The organism is Sellimonas catena (assembly GCF_027924685.1).
Taxonomy (GTDB): Bacteria; Bacillota; Clostridia; order Lachnospirales; family Lachnospiraceae; genus Sellimonas; species Sellimonas catena.
Map to the genome: position 1 here is coordinate 112,050 of NZ_BSBO01000001.1, position 18,228 is coordinate 130,277.

Genomic DNA, 18,228 nt, shown 5'->3' on the forward strand with positions numbered 1-18,228 from the left:
CTTACCTCCTTTTATTACGCCAGAAAATCCATGTAATAAAAGGGGGCTGCATAATTTGTCCTTACCGACATTCTAACACAGTCCCCTCAATCTTGCCAGTACTTTTTCAGACACTCAGAAGCATATTCTCAAATGCCTGCTCCATAGATATACCGTTATTGGCAAATCTGACTTTTACTTTCATATTGCCGATCCGGACCAAATATGGATTTCCTACTTTATTCAGAAAAATATCTCTCCGTTCCTGAAGCGATTTATTTCTGTCTGCTTTTATCATCCGTAGATCAGTCATTTCATTGATATCTACATCACTGAAATCCTGCTCCAGATAGTTTCTATATTCCTCTGCCGTCATGCCCTTCTCCTTCCATTCCCATCTGAATCTGTACTGCTTTCAGTACCCGATCCAGGCTCCACTTGTTCACTCTTCCGCATTTCTCAATAATACATTTCGTAGAAATGCTCATAACCTGTTCAGCCAGTGCCAGGCTTCCTTTTCGGATTCCCGTCATATCATATTTGCTGATAAATACATGTGTTGGCAAATACCGCTTCTTATATATTCTTGACGTCAGCGGAACTACTGTAATGACTGAACTGTATGTATTAGCTTTGTTGTTACTTACTACGATCACCGGTCTTACTCCACCCTGAACCGAAGTTGTCGGGAACATACCGAGATCCGCCCATAAGATATCTCCTCTTCGAATCGTCACTTGTCATCTCTCCAATCCTTTTTTATTTGTAAAGCATTCATAGTGCTATATTAGCTCCACAGGAATACGGCAGAGTTCCTTTCCAAGACGGAAAGCTCTGCCGCATAACCTCTATAGCCAATTTGATTATTAAACAGTGCTCGCTCGATTCTATTTATCCTCGATACCCCGAATCGTTACTCCCGCATATGCAGGAAGGGAATAATAACCTGCCCGGATGCATACTCCGGACCACAACCCGGAAACTCTCGTTTCCAGGCTCCAGCGGTTCATAGGTTTACCAGTTACAGACTTCTCAGGATCTGCAAGTGTATCGCATCTCATACATATCATCGCATCACCAGCCTGCCAGCTGGCTTCGGTCAGTGCTTTTTCGCAGCATTACGGACTGAACTAAAAATCTTTGTTTTGTCTTATAATCCTATAGCGGCATCTTCCTCGTGCTCTTTGCATGAAATGTCACGTCAGTTATTATTGGATATTCAGTTATCATGGTTCATTTTAGGAAGTCCTTTAACTTCCTCTAATTACTAAAGTCAAATGACTTTGGCAGATGCAAAAGATTTTGAAAAATTTTTTAAAAAAATTTATTCATATACATTTCACGCATCTTATTAAGAGTGGATTTCAGCTTGTATGACAGCATCTGTCTGGAAATCCCCATAATCTCCGCCATCTGTGTCTGTGTCTTGTTTTCAAAGAAAATACCATAAATAATCATGGTTTCCTCTGAGTTCAGTTGATTGATCACTGTGTGAATATCCTGCTGTTCCATTTTTGTCAGTACACAGTGCTCCACATCACAGTTCAGATCTGGAAAATCCTCAATCATGAAGCCTTCTCCATCAATGGACTGACCGCTGTAAGGTACTTCTCTCAGCATCTTATCCACAACCTCACCCAGTTCATTCTTAATCTCAACTTTTTTTGCCTTGCTGCTTCTGTAAAAATTATTCATCGCATACGCAACTTCTTTTGTAATCTCGATCATTTCTCCATCAATATTTGCGTAATACTTTCCTTCGTAAAAATATGGGTGTTCAATATACATATCCGTTCCTCCTGAATTTGAAATCTTGTTGCTCGTTTCAAATTCGGAAGGAGGACCTTTGTTTAGGATCATGCCTGCTCCGCCTTCATCCTGCCGGGACACATCCGCAGTTATTGGCTGATAAATTCAGGCACGAAAAAAAGCCCCAGTAGTTTTTCTTAACTACTGAGGCTTCTGTCTCTTTCTTGTATTCAGTTATCTATGCCCTCTTTCATCAGCATAATCATTGTATCAGGATAAAGTTCACAAAGTATCCGCAATACGTTCCCATAAGTTCATGTCATAACAGAAATCGTACATATTTCGGTGTTAAAAGTTCACCCTGCTATTCTTTTACTTCTTTTCCATCTATATAGAGTTCAAATATATCAGGATTATTGACAACATCATAATCCTTTCCATATTCTACAGGTCTGTATTCGACTGTCATCACCGACGCTCCGTCTTCAATATCCTCTTTCCATAGATATATATTCATACCAAGGCTCGTCGCATATCCTCTGTCCGTAGAAAACTTTATCGAATAAAAGAACTTTTCTTTAATACTAATCCTATCCGATACCAGTCTTTTCCCTTTCTTGCAAGCAGTAATCCCAGCCCAAACTTCTGGTACATAATCTGCACAATCAGAGATACTTCATAAATTCGTTACTATTTTTCAATTATAATACTCTGATAAAAATATCGAGGACCTCATTTTCAGAGGCCCTCTTAATACAAACTTTCCATGAACATCTCGAGCTTAAATCCAGAAGCAGTTATCCTGATATGTACATTAACAGATCCTGTGTATAATATTGTTAACTTCCTGATGAATTAACTCTCGACTGTACGAGAACCTTATAATAATGGATTTGTGACTGTTTTATAAGTTAACTCTCGAGAGTTAATTAATTCTCGTGTCGTTAACGATATAACACGCACAAACCGCATAAATAAGCCATTTATTTGGAACGAGAGTTAATTTTACAGGAAGTTAAGAAATATACTATAAATGAGCAAATTTGAAAAATTGCACAAAATTATCCTGCTAACTTCATAAATGCCTTAAAATCATTACTTCCTTTTGCAAGTTGGAAGAGATACTGATACTTTTCTGTCTGAATAATGCTTCCAATCCGGTGGTAGCCTTTTTCAAAAGAACAGAATTCACCAGTCCCTGTCACACACATAAAATGTGCCATTGACATAAGAAGCCAGTATCTTCGGACTCCCTGTGCAGAACGTATCTGATAGCTGTCCAGTGCCAGTTTATTCTTACACTGGCGAAAAAATACCTCTATCGGTCACCGGCAGACATAATAAGACAGTGTTTCGTCCAATGATAATGAAACGTCTGTACTGAGAAAAGCACGCAGTGCTTTTGGATTTCCAAATGCTTTTTCCGGATAACTTAAAAGAACTACGGCATTTTCAATACCGTTGAGTTTTCCCTCATAACAATACACGTAATATTTTTGTTTTTTCACTGTCACAAGGCGAAAATTGGAACGTGTGGACGTTAAAAAAGCAGCAAACTCATTAAGTTTCTTTTTGAATCCAAATGGATAAAGCATCCGGTTTGTTTTCAGTGCACCTATGGTATGAAATCCTCCGGCTGCGAAAGTGTTGATTATTTTTTCAGAAGTATACCAGCAGGAAAGCATAACAGCAACTGCCTGGTGTCCGTAATCCTGTTTCCCCTTTAAATGGGATTGGTGAAAGTACGCGTCTTCAATTGGATGCAGAGCCTGTGACGAAGGCTTTGTTTTTGAAGCTGTCGTATCATCTACAATACAGAAAAAAGGCTTTCCGGTGCGAGCTGCTTCTGAATAAATAATCTCTATAACAGAACGTTTTAACGTATCTGAAAGTGAGGAATCATCCCATTTTCCTGAATTAAGGAAATGTGCGATCGTAGTCCTGTGACAGGAACTGTTTTTAGCAAAGTCCGTGGTTTTCCCATGGTATCCTAAAAGAAATATGCTGATCAGAATGCTCATAAGATGATTTATCACTCGATTGGAATAAAATTTGTATAAGTTTAATTTCTTAAGCTGGTTGTATATGAATGTAGAATGATGTATAGTATTTGCGAGAGACACCTTCTTTCGTAAATGTTGCAAATGTTTGTTTAGGTACTTTCATTATACAACACACGGAATCAAGGTGTCTCTCTTTTATGCAAAATCACGAACTTGCTCATTTATAGTTAATTATCTGCCTACAATTCTATCAAAAAAAGTAAAAAATACTTAAATTCGGAACAGATTACATTAATGGCTCAATATATCCTAGCTTTATTGCTTTGTTATAAGCTTCAACTGTATTAGATACTTCAAGTTTATCATAAATATTTTGAATATGGTTATATAATGTACGTTCACTTATAAAAAGATTCTTTGCTATTTTCTTCTTTATATCCCCCTTACAAATTGCTCGTAATATTTCAATTTCCCTCTCTGTTAATACCTCAACATCTGGAATTTTATTATAATATGTTTTATTACAAAGAACTCTCTTTAATCTTTCTACTAATTCCTCCATAGAAACAGACTTATTTATAAAATCCGCAGCTCCTTTGTCAAATGCCATCTTTTTGTATATAGGCATATCATACGAAGAAAGTATAACTACTTTTGAATCTGGATTAATTGATAATATATCTGCCAATATTTCAAATCCATTCTTTTCAGAACTATTCTTTAAATTTATGTCCAATAGAATAATATCAAATTCTTTTTCTCGAAACGTACGGAAAAAATCATTCTCCCTTTCAACATAGTAGCAAAGTGATACAAATTGACTCTCTATCAGTAATTTCTTTAAACTCTCTCCAAATAATCTATGATCATCAAATAGTAAAATTTTCACTAATCTACCTCCAGCTCGACACTAGACCATAAAATGCCATTTGAATAATTATATGTCAATTTCCCATTGTTTGCCTCTACAAGCACCCTCAAAAGTAGCACACCACCTTTAGACTTGAAAATATTTTCATAATCTATTGCACTCGCCCCATCACTCTTGCAGTTAATTATTAACACCATATTTTCGTCCAATTTTATTTCGTATTTGATATAAGTCGCATTGGAATGCTTAAAAATATTGTTAATCAATTCCTTACTAATCTGTAACAGCATTTCTAAATGCACTTTATTTTTTAGATATTTTTCTGCTTTTTCATTTATATCAATTTTTAATTGAACTTTCTTATTTGGATATATGGCTTGTATAGAATTTAACATATTTTCTAAATTAATATAGGCACCATATTCCAGAAAAATTTTTGCCGAATAAAAATTCATCATTTTCCTTGCACGATCTTCCAGATTTAATAAAACCTTTTTCGATAGCACAATATCCGGTTGTTCTAATGCTAATAAATTGTAAGATGCTCTGATATCCTGGACAATATCATCGTGAAGTATTCTTGAAAAATTCTCTCTTTCAGTATTTATATACTTTGTTAAGAAAAAAAAGGAACTTATTTCTCTATAAAATTCTTGCCTATCCTCTATATGTATCATAGTTAATATTTCAAACAATAGCATAAAAACCTGGAAAATCATATTAAGGCAAAATGAATCCCAATCAAAAATATAAGATATATATACTACTAGTGGTATCCATAAGGTTAAAATATATTTTGACTTCTTTGCAGAAGTCGGAAGTATATGTACATATTTGAAATTTATCCATTTATACTTAACAAAAATATCTACCGCCATGCCCAATACTATCATAAACGAAGAAAAAAGGACAAACCGATTAATGTAAAAAAGCAATCCCAAAAAATAAGAAATAAGAACAGTTATTTCTTCCTTATATCTTTTCCTGGCTAATAAATTCCTTGCCTTATACAATAAAAATAATACAAATGCGATTTCAAAAATTATAATACCTGTTCTATGTATCATGGAACTACAGAATAATATAGGAACTGTATAATCAATACTATCCACTATATCTGTTTTTTTTTGTGATGTCATAATATATACATATAATGCACTAATAAAACAAACTAACAATATCATAGATAATGCATTTATCTCTACAGCATCATTTGTAATCAAATTAAATTTATAAAAAAAACTCCACATAACAATTATAGCTATATGGAGCAGAATATATATGCTGTACTTACTCTTCATACTCTTTTTCACCCACATCACTGAAACATCATTTACCGTATCTAGTAGTATGCCATTACAATTCTCTCTTTAGTGGCCATTCGCAGAACAAATACACTAACACACAAACTTATTACATACTTTATTATAACAGTTAAAATAAAATTATTGCTCCAGGAATAAAACATACTCTCAATAATTAAAATAAAAAAATAAAATACTGATATACGCAAAGAAATTCCCTTATATTTATTCATATCTCTTATAACCAAAATAACTGCATTAATAATTATACTGCTTAATAAGGTAAATGTAAAGAAATCAAGTATTTGGGCAACATCAGGTGATCCTATTTTGTATATAGTAATACCTAACAGTGGCATAAGAAGTAAGAGAGTTGATATCCACAAAGAAACTGTATGATTAATAAGGATAGATTGAAGCCTAGTCCCATTTGCAATCAACCACTCTATTCTTCTTGTGATTTTTTCCATTTGTAGTAAATCTTTACTTAATTCACAGGCAAATATAATATATAAAAAAATATACCCCTTCCAAAGCATATCAATATAAGTATATGAGCCAATTATTTTTTCCTGCCCTTTACTAAATAAGGTTAATATACCAAAAATAATTGCTACTAGACTCATAAAAACAAAATTACCTGTTAAAATTTTTTTCACATGAATCCTAATAATAGTCAAATCCATTGTCCAACACTCCTTACAACACTTTCATTGTCTAATTTAGAAATCTTTCTGAAAGAAATAACAGCTAAAATTGTCGCACCAATTATATTCAGAATAATAATAAAAATATACATACTAATATTTAAACCTGATACAAATTCAACAATTTCATTCGCACACATAGCACTAATATAAATCAGAAAAAAATTTCCAAAAAAGACCATATTTTTAAATAACTTATATTTTTCTACAGAAAATGTAATTGTATTGAAAAATAGAACTTCAGTGTAACTCATTATTACTGTCGATATAAAAAAGGCTATAATACCAAAAAATGAAATTTTAAAATCTATGAGATAATAACCTAATACAAATATAATAAAAGGAATTATAATTGATGCTTTTAAAATTTGTATTGTGTAGGCCTTAATAATAAACTTTAAATCAATCCCTGATGCTAAAAAAAACTCCATCCGTTTACTCATTTTATCTTTCACTGTCAAATCTATTATTATAGAATTTGCCTGAAGAAGAGTACATCCTAAAAGAACTACAAAAAAAACTAAAATAAGATAATCTGTTCCTTTTGAATAAAATTGATCCTGTTGAAATACAACCAACATCAGTGTCCCAAGCACTCCTACTCCTAACATATTAAAAATTGTAGATTTACTCTTAAATATAATATAAAAAACAGCTTTTTTAATATTATTCATAATCTCCACCTTCTTTTATAAATAACTCTTCCAGTGTTGTCCCTTTTATGTTATCTATATCCTCATTGAAAACAACCTTACCATTTTCAATCATAGTGACATAATCTGCACTTTTCTCAATTTCACTTAAATCATGAGATGTAATCAATATTGTTTTTCCTTCTTCCTTTAGTTTCTGGATAATCTTTCTTATTTCAACACGAGACAACGGATCTACCCCTGATGTTGGCTCATCAAGGTAAATAATCTCACTGTTGATTAGTATAACGATTAGAATTGACAATTTTCTTTTCATTCCTTTTGAATACGTACTAACACGTTTCAATAAATGTTCTGTAATATTTAATGAATCACTATATTTCTTATAGTCCTTTACGTAGTATCCAAAATACAACCCAAAGATTTTCAAGTTCTCCAAACCTGTTTTATCCTCATATAAATAATCATTCTCAAGCAACATTGCATGTTTACCCGATACAGATATTTTTCCTTCATCTGGTTCGTATAATCCGGTGAGTAAACGCAATAGTGTAGTTTTTCCTGCTCCATTTGCTCCTATCAAGGCATGGACAGAATTTTTCTTGACAGTAAAATTAAAATTTTGAAATAATTTCTTACCATCAAACGCTTTTGAAAGATTGTAAATAGAAATAATATTTGTCATTATATTAACAGCCTCCTAAACTCATTTGGTATATATTGGGAATACCATGCACAATTTTCAAAGCCTTTTTCTTTAGCAGCTACTAACCCACGTATTATGCAATAACTACAAAAGTACTTTTTTTCACACCCTGAGCATTCTTTACTTGTATAATCTGGAGCTTGTATACCACGAATCATATTCATTAATTGATAATTATTTGAAAACAACTGTCCGATATCCTCTTTAAATACATTTCCCAAAGATTTAATCACTGTCTGGTTATCCATTGCACAAAATTTGATTTCTCCCTCTGGCGTTATTGAAGGATTCGATGTAAATGCTCCACAATTCTTTGCGTTGCTATTTCCGTCTTTAATTTTATATAAAAACCCTTTTCCATATCGGGTATTAATGTTTTCTATTACTTTACCAACCCTTTCATGTTGTTCTAATGTCTTTAAAAGCAAATTATTTTTATCCTCTAAATCAGCTCTTCCCATAGGAGTAATTGCTGATATACCATAAGTTTCGATACCTGCTTCTTTTACCCATCCTGCAATATTTTCAATTTGGTCAATGTTTTGCGGTGTTACCATTGTAACAACTCTCATCAGTATTCCTGAATTATTAATTCTCATAATTGTGTCTTTAACACGGTGAGTAATATTGGGTATTTGTGTTCCCATAAACCAATTTATATAATCATCATTATCTCCGTGTAAATCGATTTGTACAACTGTCTGCTCCTTATGTTCTGCAATCAGTGCGAACAATTCTTTATTCCAAAATAAACCATTCGATAGTATACTTACTAATGAATAGTCAAGATTATACGCTTCATTCAGGATTTCTAAAAACCTCGGATGACACGTGACTTCTCCACCTGTAAATTCTACTACTCTTGTCCCTGCTTTACGTGCATCCTTAAGTAACTTCTTTATTTCCTCTGTATTATCTTTAAATGCATTCGTTGCACAATATTCTCCATAACAGTGCAAACACTTTGCATTACACCTATGTGTAATTTCTACAGAAATAGCTGATGGATACTGTGTTTTTCCATTTCCAAGTATTGGTATTTCTATTGGATTTGTTTTTTTTAAATACTCCACAGAAATTCCTGGATTTTTCTCCAATTCATTCAAAAAATTATTTAATTTATACTTAGCCTGTTCTTTCTTCTCTAAATGACAACTGATCATCATGTCAACTAGATCATCAAATGTTTTTGTCCCATTTAGGTTACGTATAATTTCTAAAGCATCTTTGTTAATGCGATACAATGATTCACCCATCTTTTCATAACGGTTATTTATTACAAGAATATAAGAATCTCTTTGTCTTTCTATTGCTTTTACGTTAATTAATCTCAGATACATACCTTCTCCTTATTGTTGTTTAACCTACAATATAATCAATCTTATTTCTATTATCATCTGTAATTATTTTATAGAAAGAACAGGAAGTGAGAATTATTACTATCTAGCGGTAAAATCTCACTTCCAGTCTTCTGCTTGTTATGATTTATTACTCAGAAAAATCCAACAAAGCCTGCTGCACCCGCTGCAGCAATTGCGGATGGTCCACAGAACATACACCCTGTACATCCTGCACATAATTTACATCCGTTTCCCATTGGTGAAATACTAGGATTCATGGCATTTCCTCCTTATGTATATTCTCGACTTTGTTATCGAGTGACTAAATTATATATTAGCTTTACGACATTTACATGAGTAATTACTGCAATGTTCTTAGATTATGTCGATTATGCCATTAAGCTTAATCATTAAAAGCTTTATTTACTACTATAAATATAATATTCCTATTTCCATTTATTCCCCTCTAAATTCAAGATCATATCTTTGGAATGCGATTTCGAAATCTTTACGTCTTCTTCTTGCAACATTTATTTCTTATCCATTTATATTTATTGTTCCTTTTTTATAAGAATCAACATTCATTAAATTTACAATGCCGCTCTTACTAATTCTTATAAATAAATTTCTATCCAACATGTCTTCCAGTTGCACGAGTGAACAATCTCTTCGCATTGTTTTGCTTCCTAATTTCTATTCACATCAATTCTGAGAAAGCACTTTTTCTTTGTGTTCCAATTTCTTAAAAAGAAGCTGCCAGAAAATCATATCTTCTGGCAGCTTCTTTGAAATTCAGTATTTGTTAATGTGCAACACTCATGCTCTCATCAATCCATTTCTGTACGACATCGACGCCAATCTTAACGGCTTTAGCAATCTTGTCAGCAGGTAAACCCATCTCTGCAAGGGCAATCGTTGTCTCTTTTGCTTTTTGCATTTCACCGCTTTCAATACCTTCACTGTAAATCTGTTCCATCTCACGGCACATGAATTCCACCCCTTTCTGTGTTTCCTTCAATTCGTATACTCTGTCAGCAAGTATCTTACTGTGCATATCTTCTGCATTCTTACAGTGAAGATCATGCATCAGTCTGCCTAATTCTGTATCCTCTTGTTTCTTAGAATTTACATAGATAATATGAGCTTCATCCTTAAAATTCTCACTGACTTCTTCGATTTTCCTGTCTATATGATAAATCGGAAGTCCGTATCCAAGTGCATCGTCTCTGGTGATAAAAATCACGTAGCTTTCCGGAAGGTCATCAAAATCCTGTCCTGGATTTAATGTGTTCATATCCATCAGACCACTATGATACCTTGCTCTTTTGGGAGATGCCCCTTCGTTGTCCTGTTGGATTTCTACATCCATCTGCTTGCCTTCAGAATCTCTGGCAACACAGTCCAGAATAGCTGAACGCCCCTGCAAATTCTTATAGTCTTTCTGCAGAACTTGATCAATCACTTTCAGATCCTTTTTATTCATAATTACCTGCAGAACATATTCTGTACATTCCCGTTTCTTGAATACATTCCGCATAAACACATCGCTCATGATGGTAAGGTCTTTTAAGATACCCTTGTATCTTTCGTAACGTGTTTCCAATTCTTCTGTTTTCACGATTTCTTCTTTCGCCACGTCCATTCTCGCCTCCATTCTTTGCTATGTCAGGATAGGTTCCTAAATGTCTCCTATCCCAATTTCATCTTAACATCAAAATCAGCTTTTCACAAGCCACTATTTTATCCTACACCACTTGAAAACAATAATTTCCAATCAGTTTCATCCAACTATTATATTTATTCTTTTCACACACCTTTCGGCAAATTTCATTTTCCATCAATACACAGAACATCTTATCATAATCAAATGCCCAAACAGCACCATTCACATGGTTTTCCACTGCTTTCTGATCTATGCTTTTCAAGCGTGTGACCATTTTCTCAATTTCTCCATTTCCCAAGTTACCGATATTTTTGCAGATAAACCGAAAGAAATTCAACGTTGCATATTCGTCATGCCAATGGAACTCTTCTGGATTGTTTTTAATTTTACTGACTCGCTGCTGTTCTTTGATTATCTGAGCAGCTACACCTTTCATTGAATCTTCGTATCTCATATTATTCACCTACTCTTCCTCAACGCCCAGTGACGGTTTAAATCTTTTATCCTTTGCCTGCGGTACCACGATCTCATAAAAATAAAATCCTAAATACCCAAGTGCCTGCTTCTTCATTTTATAAAAAGAAGTCCTGCCTATTCCTAACTCCTGTTGTACTTCCACATCTGTCTTATTATAATGACTGCAAAAACAGGAATGAAGGATTTCACTGAGCATCACACCATTCGGTGCATAGAACTTCACCAAAGTCATTCCCCGATAGATCATGTCCGACAATCCATAAATAATCATCAGATTATTCATCTCCCGGTGCATCTTTGGCACATTCAGCTGGTTGTTATAAATGCTCAGATAACTCAATGCATATGCCATATCTTCATTGATTTTCTCCTGGCATTCCATATCCAGTTCTTCTAACACAATCTGATTTTCCAAAATCAATTTCTGATAGCTTGTCATCAATTCTTTAATATCAGTATAATGTCTTTCGATTGTAACTTCCAGATAATCCTGTGCATGACTTGCCATCTGGAAGGTAATTTCTTTCATTGATTTAATTGCATAATCTCTGTCTGTCATCAGTTTCAAAATCTCCTTATCATCATCACACTAACTGGCGGTCTTTCAGACCAGTTCGCTTTCCCCATGATTTTGATGGGAAGCAATTACTTACTACAACTTGCAGAAGCGGATATCCAAAAGGCATTGTGGGAGCTGCCTTTGCTGACCGGAATCCATCTTCTTATGTAAAACCTGCAGGAATATAAAGGGAAAGTGACTATCCCTGCCGGTTAATAATCCAAATAATATCGTCTATACCAATCTCTCCTTATGCTGTTTTTCTCTCCATAAACCATTTATCCACTTCGTAAAACAAGTGGCTTTCCTGCCCTTGTATCATACAGGTGTACATCATTCCTACACCGCCTGCCTTTCTGCTGGCGCATCGCTCGATTTTCAAAATTCTGTCAATGCTATACTTTCTTCCATCCTCCCATGTAAAAAATATGGGAACCAGCTGTCCGTCTTTCCGAAACTCTGCCACTACATCTACATATACTTTGTTCATGCCGACACCTCACTATAAAATCTCAATTGCTCTTGGCGATGCCGGGATTCTGCGGATATATCCATTTAACTCCAACTGCTTGATTCTGGAAAATGCTGATGATGTTGATTTCACCCCGATCAATTTTCCAAATTCCCGTACTGTCGGCGGATATCCATGCTCCTTCGTATAATCCAAAAGACACTGATAACTTTCTTTCTGTTTTCTGGTTAATGTTTTTTTCAAATCTATCCCTCCAATTACCCATGAAAAAAACTGTGTGGATGGATCGTGTGCGTACCAGCGTCTAAGTGGGATAAGACTTTATCTTGATACATTGCCGCTCGCTGTATACTGAAATAACCAAACCGTCGTCTGATCTCATCTACAGTACGATCCAGCTTCTCTAACTTTTCCTTTTTCTCCTGATTTCCAAATAAATCCAACTGCACGGGAATATCATCTAACACAAGATCCGCAGCTCGGATTCCCAGGCTTCTAATGGGATGTTCCCATTTATAATTATCTTTAAATAGCTGAAATGCTGCAGTTACAATCTCGTTTGTAATATTCGTTGGCTGTCGTAAATGTATCTGTCTGGAAAAACTATACAATCCATTATCTCGAACTGTAATTTCTACTGTTTTGCATTTAAATCCATGTTTCCGCAATCGTGCAGCTACACTTTCTGCCAATGCTATTTGAATGATCCAGACATCCAGATCATTTTCCAGATCTCTCGGTGTTGTAGTGCTATTACCTATCGACTTTACTGGTGCTTCATATCCTTCCTTGCAAACCGGATCTTCATCCCAACCATTTGCGAAAGCCCATAATACATTTCCTATTTTTCCCAAATGGCTCTCTAACAACTTTTCGTCTGATTCCGCAAGTTGCCCAATTGTCCGGATTCCAAGTTTTTGCAATTTCTTATTTGTCTGTCTTCCGACATAAAGCAAATCTGTCGCTGGAAGCTGCCATATCCTGTCTTTATAATTTTCTCGATTAAACTCTGTGATTGCATCCGGCTTTTTATAATCTGAACCAAGTTTCGCATAAATCTTATTCCAGGAAATTCCAATACTTACCGTTACACCCAGTTCGTATTTAATCCGATGGCTGATTTCTCTTGCAATCGTCATTCCGCTTCCTTTCAGATTTCTGCTGTCCGATACATCCAGCCAGGCTTCATCAATTCCATATGGCTCGATCTTGTCCGTATACTCCGAATAGATTTCTCTTGCCATCTGTGAAAATCTCAAATACAAATCCATCCGTGGTGGTACAAATATGATTTCCGGACAAATCTGTTTTGCCTGCCATAATGCCATTCCGGTCTTTACACCTTTTTGCTTTGCAATATAATTTGCTGTCAGCACAATCCCATGTCTGGCTTCCGGATCGCCACCGACTGCCAGCGGCATTCCGGTAAATTCCGGATGATGCAGCATTTCCACACTGGCATAAAAACAGTTCATATCACTATGCAGGATCACACGCTCACTCAAACTTTTCACCTCCCAGCTGTTTTCTTCAACATGATGTCTTATCAATTTTTGTATGTTTAGTATATATCGACATTCCGGAGATAGTCAAGTAACATCTTGGTTGTATTTTCTCCATTTTGGAGATTATTGTTGATTTTATTTCTAACATACGGTATAATGCATATAGAAAATTCAAATAGAAATGAGGCGAACAAATGCGTGATTTCGGGGAAATATTAGCAGAAAATAGAAAAAAGAAAGGATACTCTCAATCAGATCTGGTAGACCTGCTTTCTCAGGAAGGTATTCAGGTCACTACAAAAGCAATCTCCAAATGGGAGACCAATGCACGAGAACCAGCTTTACATGTTTTCCTGACACTTTGCCAGTTACTTGATATCGAAGATATATATGAATCCTTCTTTGGAGAAAACCCATATAACATTATGAGTGGATTGAATGAAGAAGGCAGAAATAAATTGATTGAATTTGCTGATATTTTGAAAGCTTCTAAAAAGTTTTCTCCACTGTCTGCAAAAATTATCCCATTCCATCATCCTGTAGAAATTACATGGGAACCAGTTTCTGCTGGTACTGGAAATTACCTGGAGGATTCTGTAAAAGAAACCTATGATGTAGGACACCTTGCTCCTGAGCAGACTGACTTTGGTGTACGGATTTCCGGTGACAGTATGGAGCCAGTTTATCATTCAGATGATGTTGCATGGATTCAGAAAAAAGATTCTCTTGCTAATGGTGAAATTGGAATCTTCTATCTCAACGGCAATATTTACATCAAGGAATTACACGATGAGCCAGATGGTGTTTATCTGATCTCTTTAAATCAAAAATATCGTCCTATCCAGGTTTTGGAATCTGACTCTTTTAAAGTTTTTGGAAAAGTAATCGGGAAATGCAAAGGTGCAGAAATTCCGGGATTTCATTAGATTTCAACAGCAGGTTCATGATCCTGCTGATAACAATAAGCAAAGGAAGTGATTGAATGGCAATCAATAATACATTAAAAGATATTCGTGAAGAACGGAATCTCATTCAAGCAGATTTGGCTGAAGCCATAGGTTCCTGCAGCCAGACTATAGGCCGCATCGAACGTGGAGAACGTAATCCCTCTCTTGAGATTGCAATCCGGCTGGCCCATTACCTGAAAGTGCCTGTAGAAGATATTTTTCAAGTTGAAGACTGAAGCATAACAGCCGAAAAACCGAGGAGTAAAATCCCCGGTTTTCCTTTTGCTCAAAAATCACTGTAAACCACTTACATTTTCTTCTTTTCCGCCTGCTCCGTCAATCAGGTCATAACTCATATCTAAAAAGTCCAGTACCTTTGCTTCGCTGACCGAACCATCCAGTAAAATCGTGATCCAGTGCTGTTTATTCATATGATACCCAGGTAAAAATCCATAAGTCTGAATAATCATATTTGTCATGTCCGGATCACACTTTACGTCAATGATATCAACCAACTCTCTTCCTTCTAATCCCAGTTTCGATTTTTCAACCGTCATGATCACTGCATACCATTTTCCATTTTTATGTCGGAGTACTGCACTGTCCGGTAGTTTACTCCATAGATATTCCGGAAGTGTGCCATACTGTTTCTGCACATATTCAAATATTTCTTCTTTCTTCACAATCCATTCAACTCCTGATTCTTCTGATATCCTGTCCATAATCTTACCACATTTTTGTTCCCTATACTACCTGTCAAATTCTTTTGCATTTTCCCGGTTCTCCTGACTTTAACTAATAGAGGGATAAAACAGCAAGGACAGGAAGTGTATATACACTTCCGCAAAACGAGCAATTTAGGGAACCCTGCCCTAAATTAAAAACCCAGGAGTCACTACTTCGAAGAACCAAAGAAAGGAGAATCTGCCTATGGCAAAGAGAAAAAGAAATATGCAAATTTTATTTTGTGTTTCCCCGGAAGAAAAAAAGCTTATCCGTAGAAAGATGATTGAATCAAAAACAAAAAATATGGGTGCTTATCTTCGTAAAATGGCAATCGACGGTTACATCGTCAACACCGATACTACTCCACTGAAGAAACAGTATGAGGAAATGCATAAGATTGGTGTGAATATTAATCAGATTGCGAAAAAAGTAAACAGCACCGGAGATCTATATCCGGAAGAAATGCAAGAATTGAAAGAGATGGTGAAAGAATTATGGCGTATCTTAAGATCTTCCCAATTAAAGTAACAGACAAGAAAGCTCTGGACTACATCACGAATCCAGATAAAACAGATGAAAAACTGTTAGTTTCCAGTTTTGGCTGTTCCCCGGAAACTGCAGATCTTGAATTTTCTATGACAAGAGAAATGGCAAAAAAGAATGGAATGGACAAAGGTGATAACCTGGCATTTCATCTGATCCAGTCATTTAAACCTGGAGAAGTTGATGCCGAAACTGCCCATCGCTTAGGGCAACAATTTGCAAACGAAGTCCTGAAAGGAAAATATGAATACGTGATCAGCACCCATGTTGATAAAAATCATATTCATAACCATATCATCTTCAACGCTGCAAGCTTTGTTGATCATCACAAGTACGTCTCTAATAAGCGGAGCTACCATAAACTCTGCAGAATCAGTAATCGTATCTGCCATGAAAATGGACTTGCCACCAGTATGCCATCCGGAGAAAAAGGAAAAAGCTATAAAGAGAACATGGAATATCATCGTGGCACCAGTTGGAAAGCCAAACTACGTGTTGCAGTTGATAAGGCAATCTGGACTTCCATCAACTATGAGGAATTTCTACAAAAAATGCAGTTAGCCGGATACGAAGTCCGCCAAGGAAAGCATCTATCCTTCCGTGCACCGGAGCAGAAAAACTTCACTTATATGAAATCTCTCGGAAGCTATTATTCGGAAGAAAATGTTCGTATCCGCTTGGCTAAAAATCGTAGCAAAGTGAAAACTCCAAAGCATCTGTCCAGAGAAGCTCGCCTGTATATCAATATTTCCACTTATGTTACGACCGGCAATCGAGAAGGATTTGAACGATGGGCAAAGCTCAATAATCTGAAAGAGGCAGCCCGCACCTTTAACTATCTTTCCGAAAACAACCTGTTGAATTATGAGGATTTCAAGCAGCATGTATCTGACATTGAAGTTTCTGTGAAAGTTGCCGACCAAAAAATAGCACAAATCAACAGTGATCTGAACACGCAGAAAGTCATTCAGAAACACTGCGATTCTTACCGGCTCTGCCGAAAAGTGATTGAGGATTGCAAATCTGCTAAAAATCCAAAAGATTACCGTACCAAGCATCAGGCAGAATATCAGCTCCACGATTCACTAAAAAAAGAGCTTCAGGATCTCGGCGTTACCAAAATCCCAAGCTCTGACAAAATCCAGAAGCGGATTGAAAATCTTGAATCTGAACAGGATGCTACTGTCCGGGAAAAACAGGAATTGCAGAAAAAGCAGAAAACCCTAGAGATCATTCAGCAAAATTTCACTGCACTGCTCGATGCTCCTGAGATCAGTTCTGACTTACTTCAGGCAAAACGGGAATCTGTTTCTGTCACAAGAGATAAATGAAATTGCACTGACAACCCAATTATTCTCTTCCAAATCATCCCAAGGTTTCAGCCCATTTCCTCCCAGCTGACACCATACGGTGCACCTCAGGAGGTATGACCGGCAATAAAGAAAAATCTGTCATCTTGCAAGATTTCTTCTTTAGCCAGATTATCTCTTGTTTCTTTTTTCTGTCTTGCTCGCCTCTGCTGCTTCTTTTGTTTCGCAACAGCTGCTTTTTCTTCCAGCGTTTTCTTATGTTTTTTCCATAAGTTTTTCTAGTGTACGATGTTTTTCTGTCATTCATATTCTACTTGTGCATTGTCTTTGTGTCGAAAAAAACGCTTTCAAACTTCCAGCATATTTCTATTCTATTATCAGAATAAACTTTCATTTTGTCAATCAGCTTCTCCTTTATTTCCTCTATAAGCTCCATCTGATCAGCAAAGCATCGTAACTGGCTGATATTCTTTTCTGCCTGCTGGTCATTCTCTTACTGAATGCTCTGCCTGCTTTGAAGTTCTTTTAACCTTTTCTCCAGTCGGGCTGTTTCTTCATCGTACTTCTTCTTTTCAACAAAAAATCCTCTCTGGATAATTTATCGTCTGTGTACTGTTCATAAAGCAGCATCCATGTCTTTTTCATGGTTGCTATCGTCTTTGTCAGAGTTTTTATCTCAGCAGCTTAGGAATAAGGAATCGTCTTGTTTCTTAC

Annotated in this window: 26 protein-coding genes; 4 read left to right on the forward strand and 22 right to left on the reverse strand. The window is 35.7% G+C overall.

Going from position 1 to position 18,228, the window contains the following annotated elements; all coding sequences use genetic code 11:
- Positions 1-106: 106 nt before the first annotated feature.
- The 21 genes from Selli1_RS00575 to dinB form a co-directional block, all read right to left on the reverse strand.
- Complete coding sequence (locus tag Selli1_RS00575) at positions 107-355, reverse strand: DUF6870 family protein (protein WP_015568866.1); 249 nt, start codon at positions 353-355, stop codon at positions 107-109.
- Positions 336-716, reverse strand: coding sequence for a type II toxin-antitoxin system PemK/MazF family toxin (locus Selli1_RS00580; protein ID WP_015568867.1), 381 nt, complete (start codon positions 714-716; stop codon positions 336-338). Before Selli1_RS00580 ends, Selli1_RS00575 begins: the two co-directional genes overlap by 20 nt.
- 150 nt (positions 717-866) lie before the next feature.
- Entirely contained in the window at positions 867-1,040 is a 174-nt protein-coding gene (locus tag Selli1_RS00585; RefSeq protein ID WP_281872023.1) for a hypothetical protein, read from the reverse strand.
- Between the two features lie 253 nt (positions 1,041-1,293).
- Positions 1,294-1,767: a sigma factor-like helix-turn-helix DNA-binding protein gene (locus Selli1_RS00590; RefSeq protein ID WP_281872024.1), complete on the reverse strand. Its 474-nt coding sequence runs from the start codon at positions 1,765-1,767 to the stop codon at positions 1,294-1,296.
- Between the two features lie 325 nt (positions 1,768-2,092).
- On the reverse strand, positions 2,093-2,245 hold the full coding sequence (locus tag Selli1_RS00595) for a hypothetical protein (protein WP_015529888.1): 153 nt from the start codon (positions 2,243-2,245) through the stop codon (positions 2,093-2,095).
- Positions 2,246-2,789: 544 nt separating this feature from the next.
- Complete coding sequence (locus tag Selli1_RS00600) at positions 2,790-2,957, reverse strand: hypothetical protein (protein ID WP_015529887.1); 168 nt, start codon at positions 2,955-2,957, stop codon at positions 2,790-2,792.
- A gap of 96 nt (positions 2,958-3,053) precedes the next feature.
- Positions 3,054-3,749, reverse strand: coding sequence for a hypothetical protein (locus Selli1_RS00605; protein ID WP_281872025.1), 696 nt, complete (start codon positions 3,747-3,749; stop codon positions 3,054-3,056).
- A 268-nt stretch (positions 3,750-4,017) separates the two neighbouring features.
- Positions 4,018-4,620 (reverse strand): response regulator transcription factor, encoded by a 603-nt coding sequence (locus Selli1_RS00610; RefSeq protein WP_281872026.1) that lies wholly within the window; start codon positions 4,618-4,620, stop codon positions 4,018-4,020.
- Positions 4,620-5,903: a sensor histidine kinase gene (locus Selli1_RS00615; protein WP_281872027.1), complete on the reverse strand. Its 1,284-nt coding sequence runs from the start codon at positions 5,901-5,903 to the stop codon at positions 4,620-4,622. The genes Selli1_RS00610 and Selli1_RS00615 overlap by 1 nt, the downstream gene beginning before the upstream one ends.
- A gap of 41 nt (positions 5,904-5,944) precedes the next feature.
- Positions 5,945-6,592: a hypothetical protein gene (locus tag Selli1_RS00620; protein ID WP_015529882.1), complete on the reverse strand. Its 648-nt coding sequence runs from the start codon at positions 6,590-6,592 to the stop codon at positions 5,945-5,947.
- Positions 6,583-7,287 (reverse strand): hypothetical protein, encoded by a 705-nt coding sequence (locus Selli1_RS00625; RefSeq protein ID WP_015529881.1) that lies wholly within the window; start codon positions 7,285-7,287, stop codon positions 6,583-6,585. The genes Selli1_RS00620 and Selli1_RS00625 overlap by 10 nt, the downstream gene beginning before the upstream one ends.
- Positions 7,280-7,951: an ABC transporter ATP-binding protein gene (locus Selli1_RS00630; RefSeq protein ID WP_015529880.1), complete on the reverse strand. Its 672-nt coding sequence runs from the start codon at positions 7,949-7,951 to the stop codon at positions 7,280-7,282. The genes Selli1_RS00625 and Selli1_RS00630 overlap by 8 nt, the downstream gene beginning before the upstream one ends.
- Positions 7,951-9,312 carry a radical SAM protein gene (locus tag Selli1_RS00635; protein ID WP_055039881.1) on the reverse strand — a complete coding sequence of 454 codons (1,362 nt, stop codon included), beginning with the start codon at positions 9,310-9,312 and terminating at the stop codon, positions 7,951-7,953. The genes Selli1_RS00630 and Selli1_RS00635 overlap by 1 nt, the downstream gene beginning before the upstream one ends.
- A 152-nt stretch (positions 9,313-9,464) precedes the next feature.
- Complete coding sequence (locus tag Selli1_RS00640; protein WP_015529879.1) at positions 9,465-9,590, reverse strand: hypothetical protein; 126 nt, start codon at positions 9,588-9,590, stop codon at positions 9,465-9,467.
- Positions 9,591-9,849: 259 nt separating this feature from the next.
- Positions 9,850-9,987 (reverse strand): LytTR family transcriptional regulator DNA-binding domain-containing protein, encoded by a 138-nt coding sequence (locus Selli1_RS18625; protein WP_015529878.1) that lies wholly within the window; start codon positions 9,985-9,987, stop codon positions 9,850-9,852.
- 127 nt (positions 9,988-10,114) lie between these two features.
- Positions 10,115-10,954, reverse strand: coding sequence for a PD-(D/E)XK nuclease family transposase (locus Selli1_RS00645; protein ID WP_015529876.1), 840 nt, complete (start codon positions 10,952-10,954; stop codon positions 10,115-10,117).
- A gap of 103 nt (positions 10,955-11,057) precedes the next feature.
- On the reverse strand, positions 11,058-11,429 hold the full coding sequence (locus tag Selli1_RS00650; protein WP_044921552.1) for a hypothetical protein: 372 nt from the start codon (positions 11,427-11,429) through the stop codon (positions 11,058-11,060).
- 9 nt (positions 11,430-11,438) lie between these two features.
- Complete coding sequence (locus Selli1_RS00655; RefSeq protein ID WP_008688147.1) at positions 11,439-12,011, reverse strand: ArpU family phage packaging/lysis transcriptional regulator; 573 nt, start codon at positions 12,009-12,011, stop codon at positions 11,439-11,441.
- A gap of 250 nt (positions 12,012-12,261) precedes the next feature.
- Positions 12,262-12,501, reverse strand: a complete 240-nt coding sequence (locus tag Selli1_RS00660) for a hypothetical protein (protein ID WP_005344271.1) — start codon at positions 12,499-12,501, stop codon at positions 12,262-12,264.
- 12 nt (positions 12,502-12,513) lie between these two features.
- The gene (locus tag Selli1_RS00665) at positions 12,514-12,726 is read right to left on the reverse strand and encodes a LexA family protein (protein WP_055039882.1); all 213 of its coding nucleotides are present in this window, start codon (positions 12,724-12,726) and stop codon (positions 12,514-12,516) included.
- A gap of 14 nt (positions 12,727-12,740) precedes the next feature.
- Complete coding sequence (dinB, locus tag Selli1_RS00670; RefSeq protein ID WP_281872028.1) at positions 12,741-13,988, reverse strand: DNA polymerase IV; 1,248 nt, start codon at positions 13,986-13,988, stop codon at positions 12,741-12,743.
- A 194-nt stretch (positions 13,989-14,182) separates the two neighbouring features.
- Between dinB and Selli1_RS00675 the strand changes: the two genes are divergently transcribed.
- Positions 14,183-14,914 carry a helix-turn-helix domain-containing protein gene (locus tag Selli1_RS00675; protein WP_281872029.1) on the forward strand — a complete coding sequence of 244 codons (732 nt, stop codon included), beginning with the start codon at positions 14,183-14,185 and terminating at the stop codon, positions 14,912-14,914.
- 56 nt (positions 14,915-14,970) lie between these two features.
- A complete protein-coding gene (locus tag Selli1_RS00680) occupies positions 14,971-15,171 on the forward strand; it encodes a helix-turn-helix transcriptional regulator (RefSeq protein WP_005344265.1) in 201 nt (66 codons plus the stop codon).
- A gap of 57 nt (positions 15,172-15,228) precedes the next feature.
- On the opposite strand, the gene Selli1_RS00685 is transcribed toward Selli1_RS00680, so the two are convergent.
- A complete protein-coding gene (locus Selli1_RS00685; RefSeq protein ID WP_055039885.1) occupies positions 15,229-15,618 on the reverse strand; it encodes an MmcQ/YjbR family DNA-binding protein in 390 nt (129 codons plus the stop codon).
- A gap of 247 nt (positions 15,619-15,865) precedes the next feature.
- Here Selli1_RS00685 and Selli1_RS00690 point away from each other — a divergent pair, with 247 nt between their 5' ends.
- Together Selli1_RS00690 and Selli1_RS00695 are read left to right on the forward strand one after the other, a co-directional pair.
- Positions 15,866-16,189: a MobC family plasmid mobilization relaxosome protein gene (locus Selli1_RS00690; RefSeq protein WP_015528500.1), complete on the forward strand. Its 324-nt coding sequence runs from the start codon at positions 15,866-15,868 to the stop codon at positions 16,187-16,189.
- Complete coding sequence (locus tag Selli1_RS00695; RefSeq protein WP_015528499.1) at positions 16,156-17,535, forward strand: relaxase/mobilization nuclease domain-containing protein; 1,380 nt, start codon at positions 16,156-16,158, stop codon at positions 17,533-17,535. The genes Selli1_RS00690 and Selli1_RS00695 overlap by 34 nt, the downstream gene beginning before the upstream one ends.
- Positions 17,536-18,228: the final 693 nt, after the last annotated feature.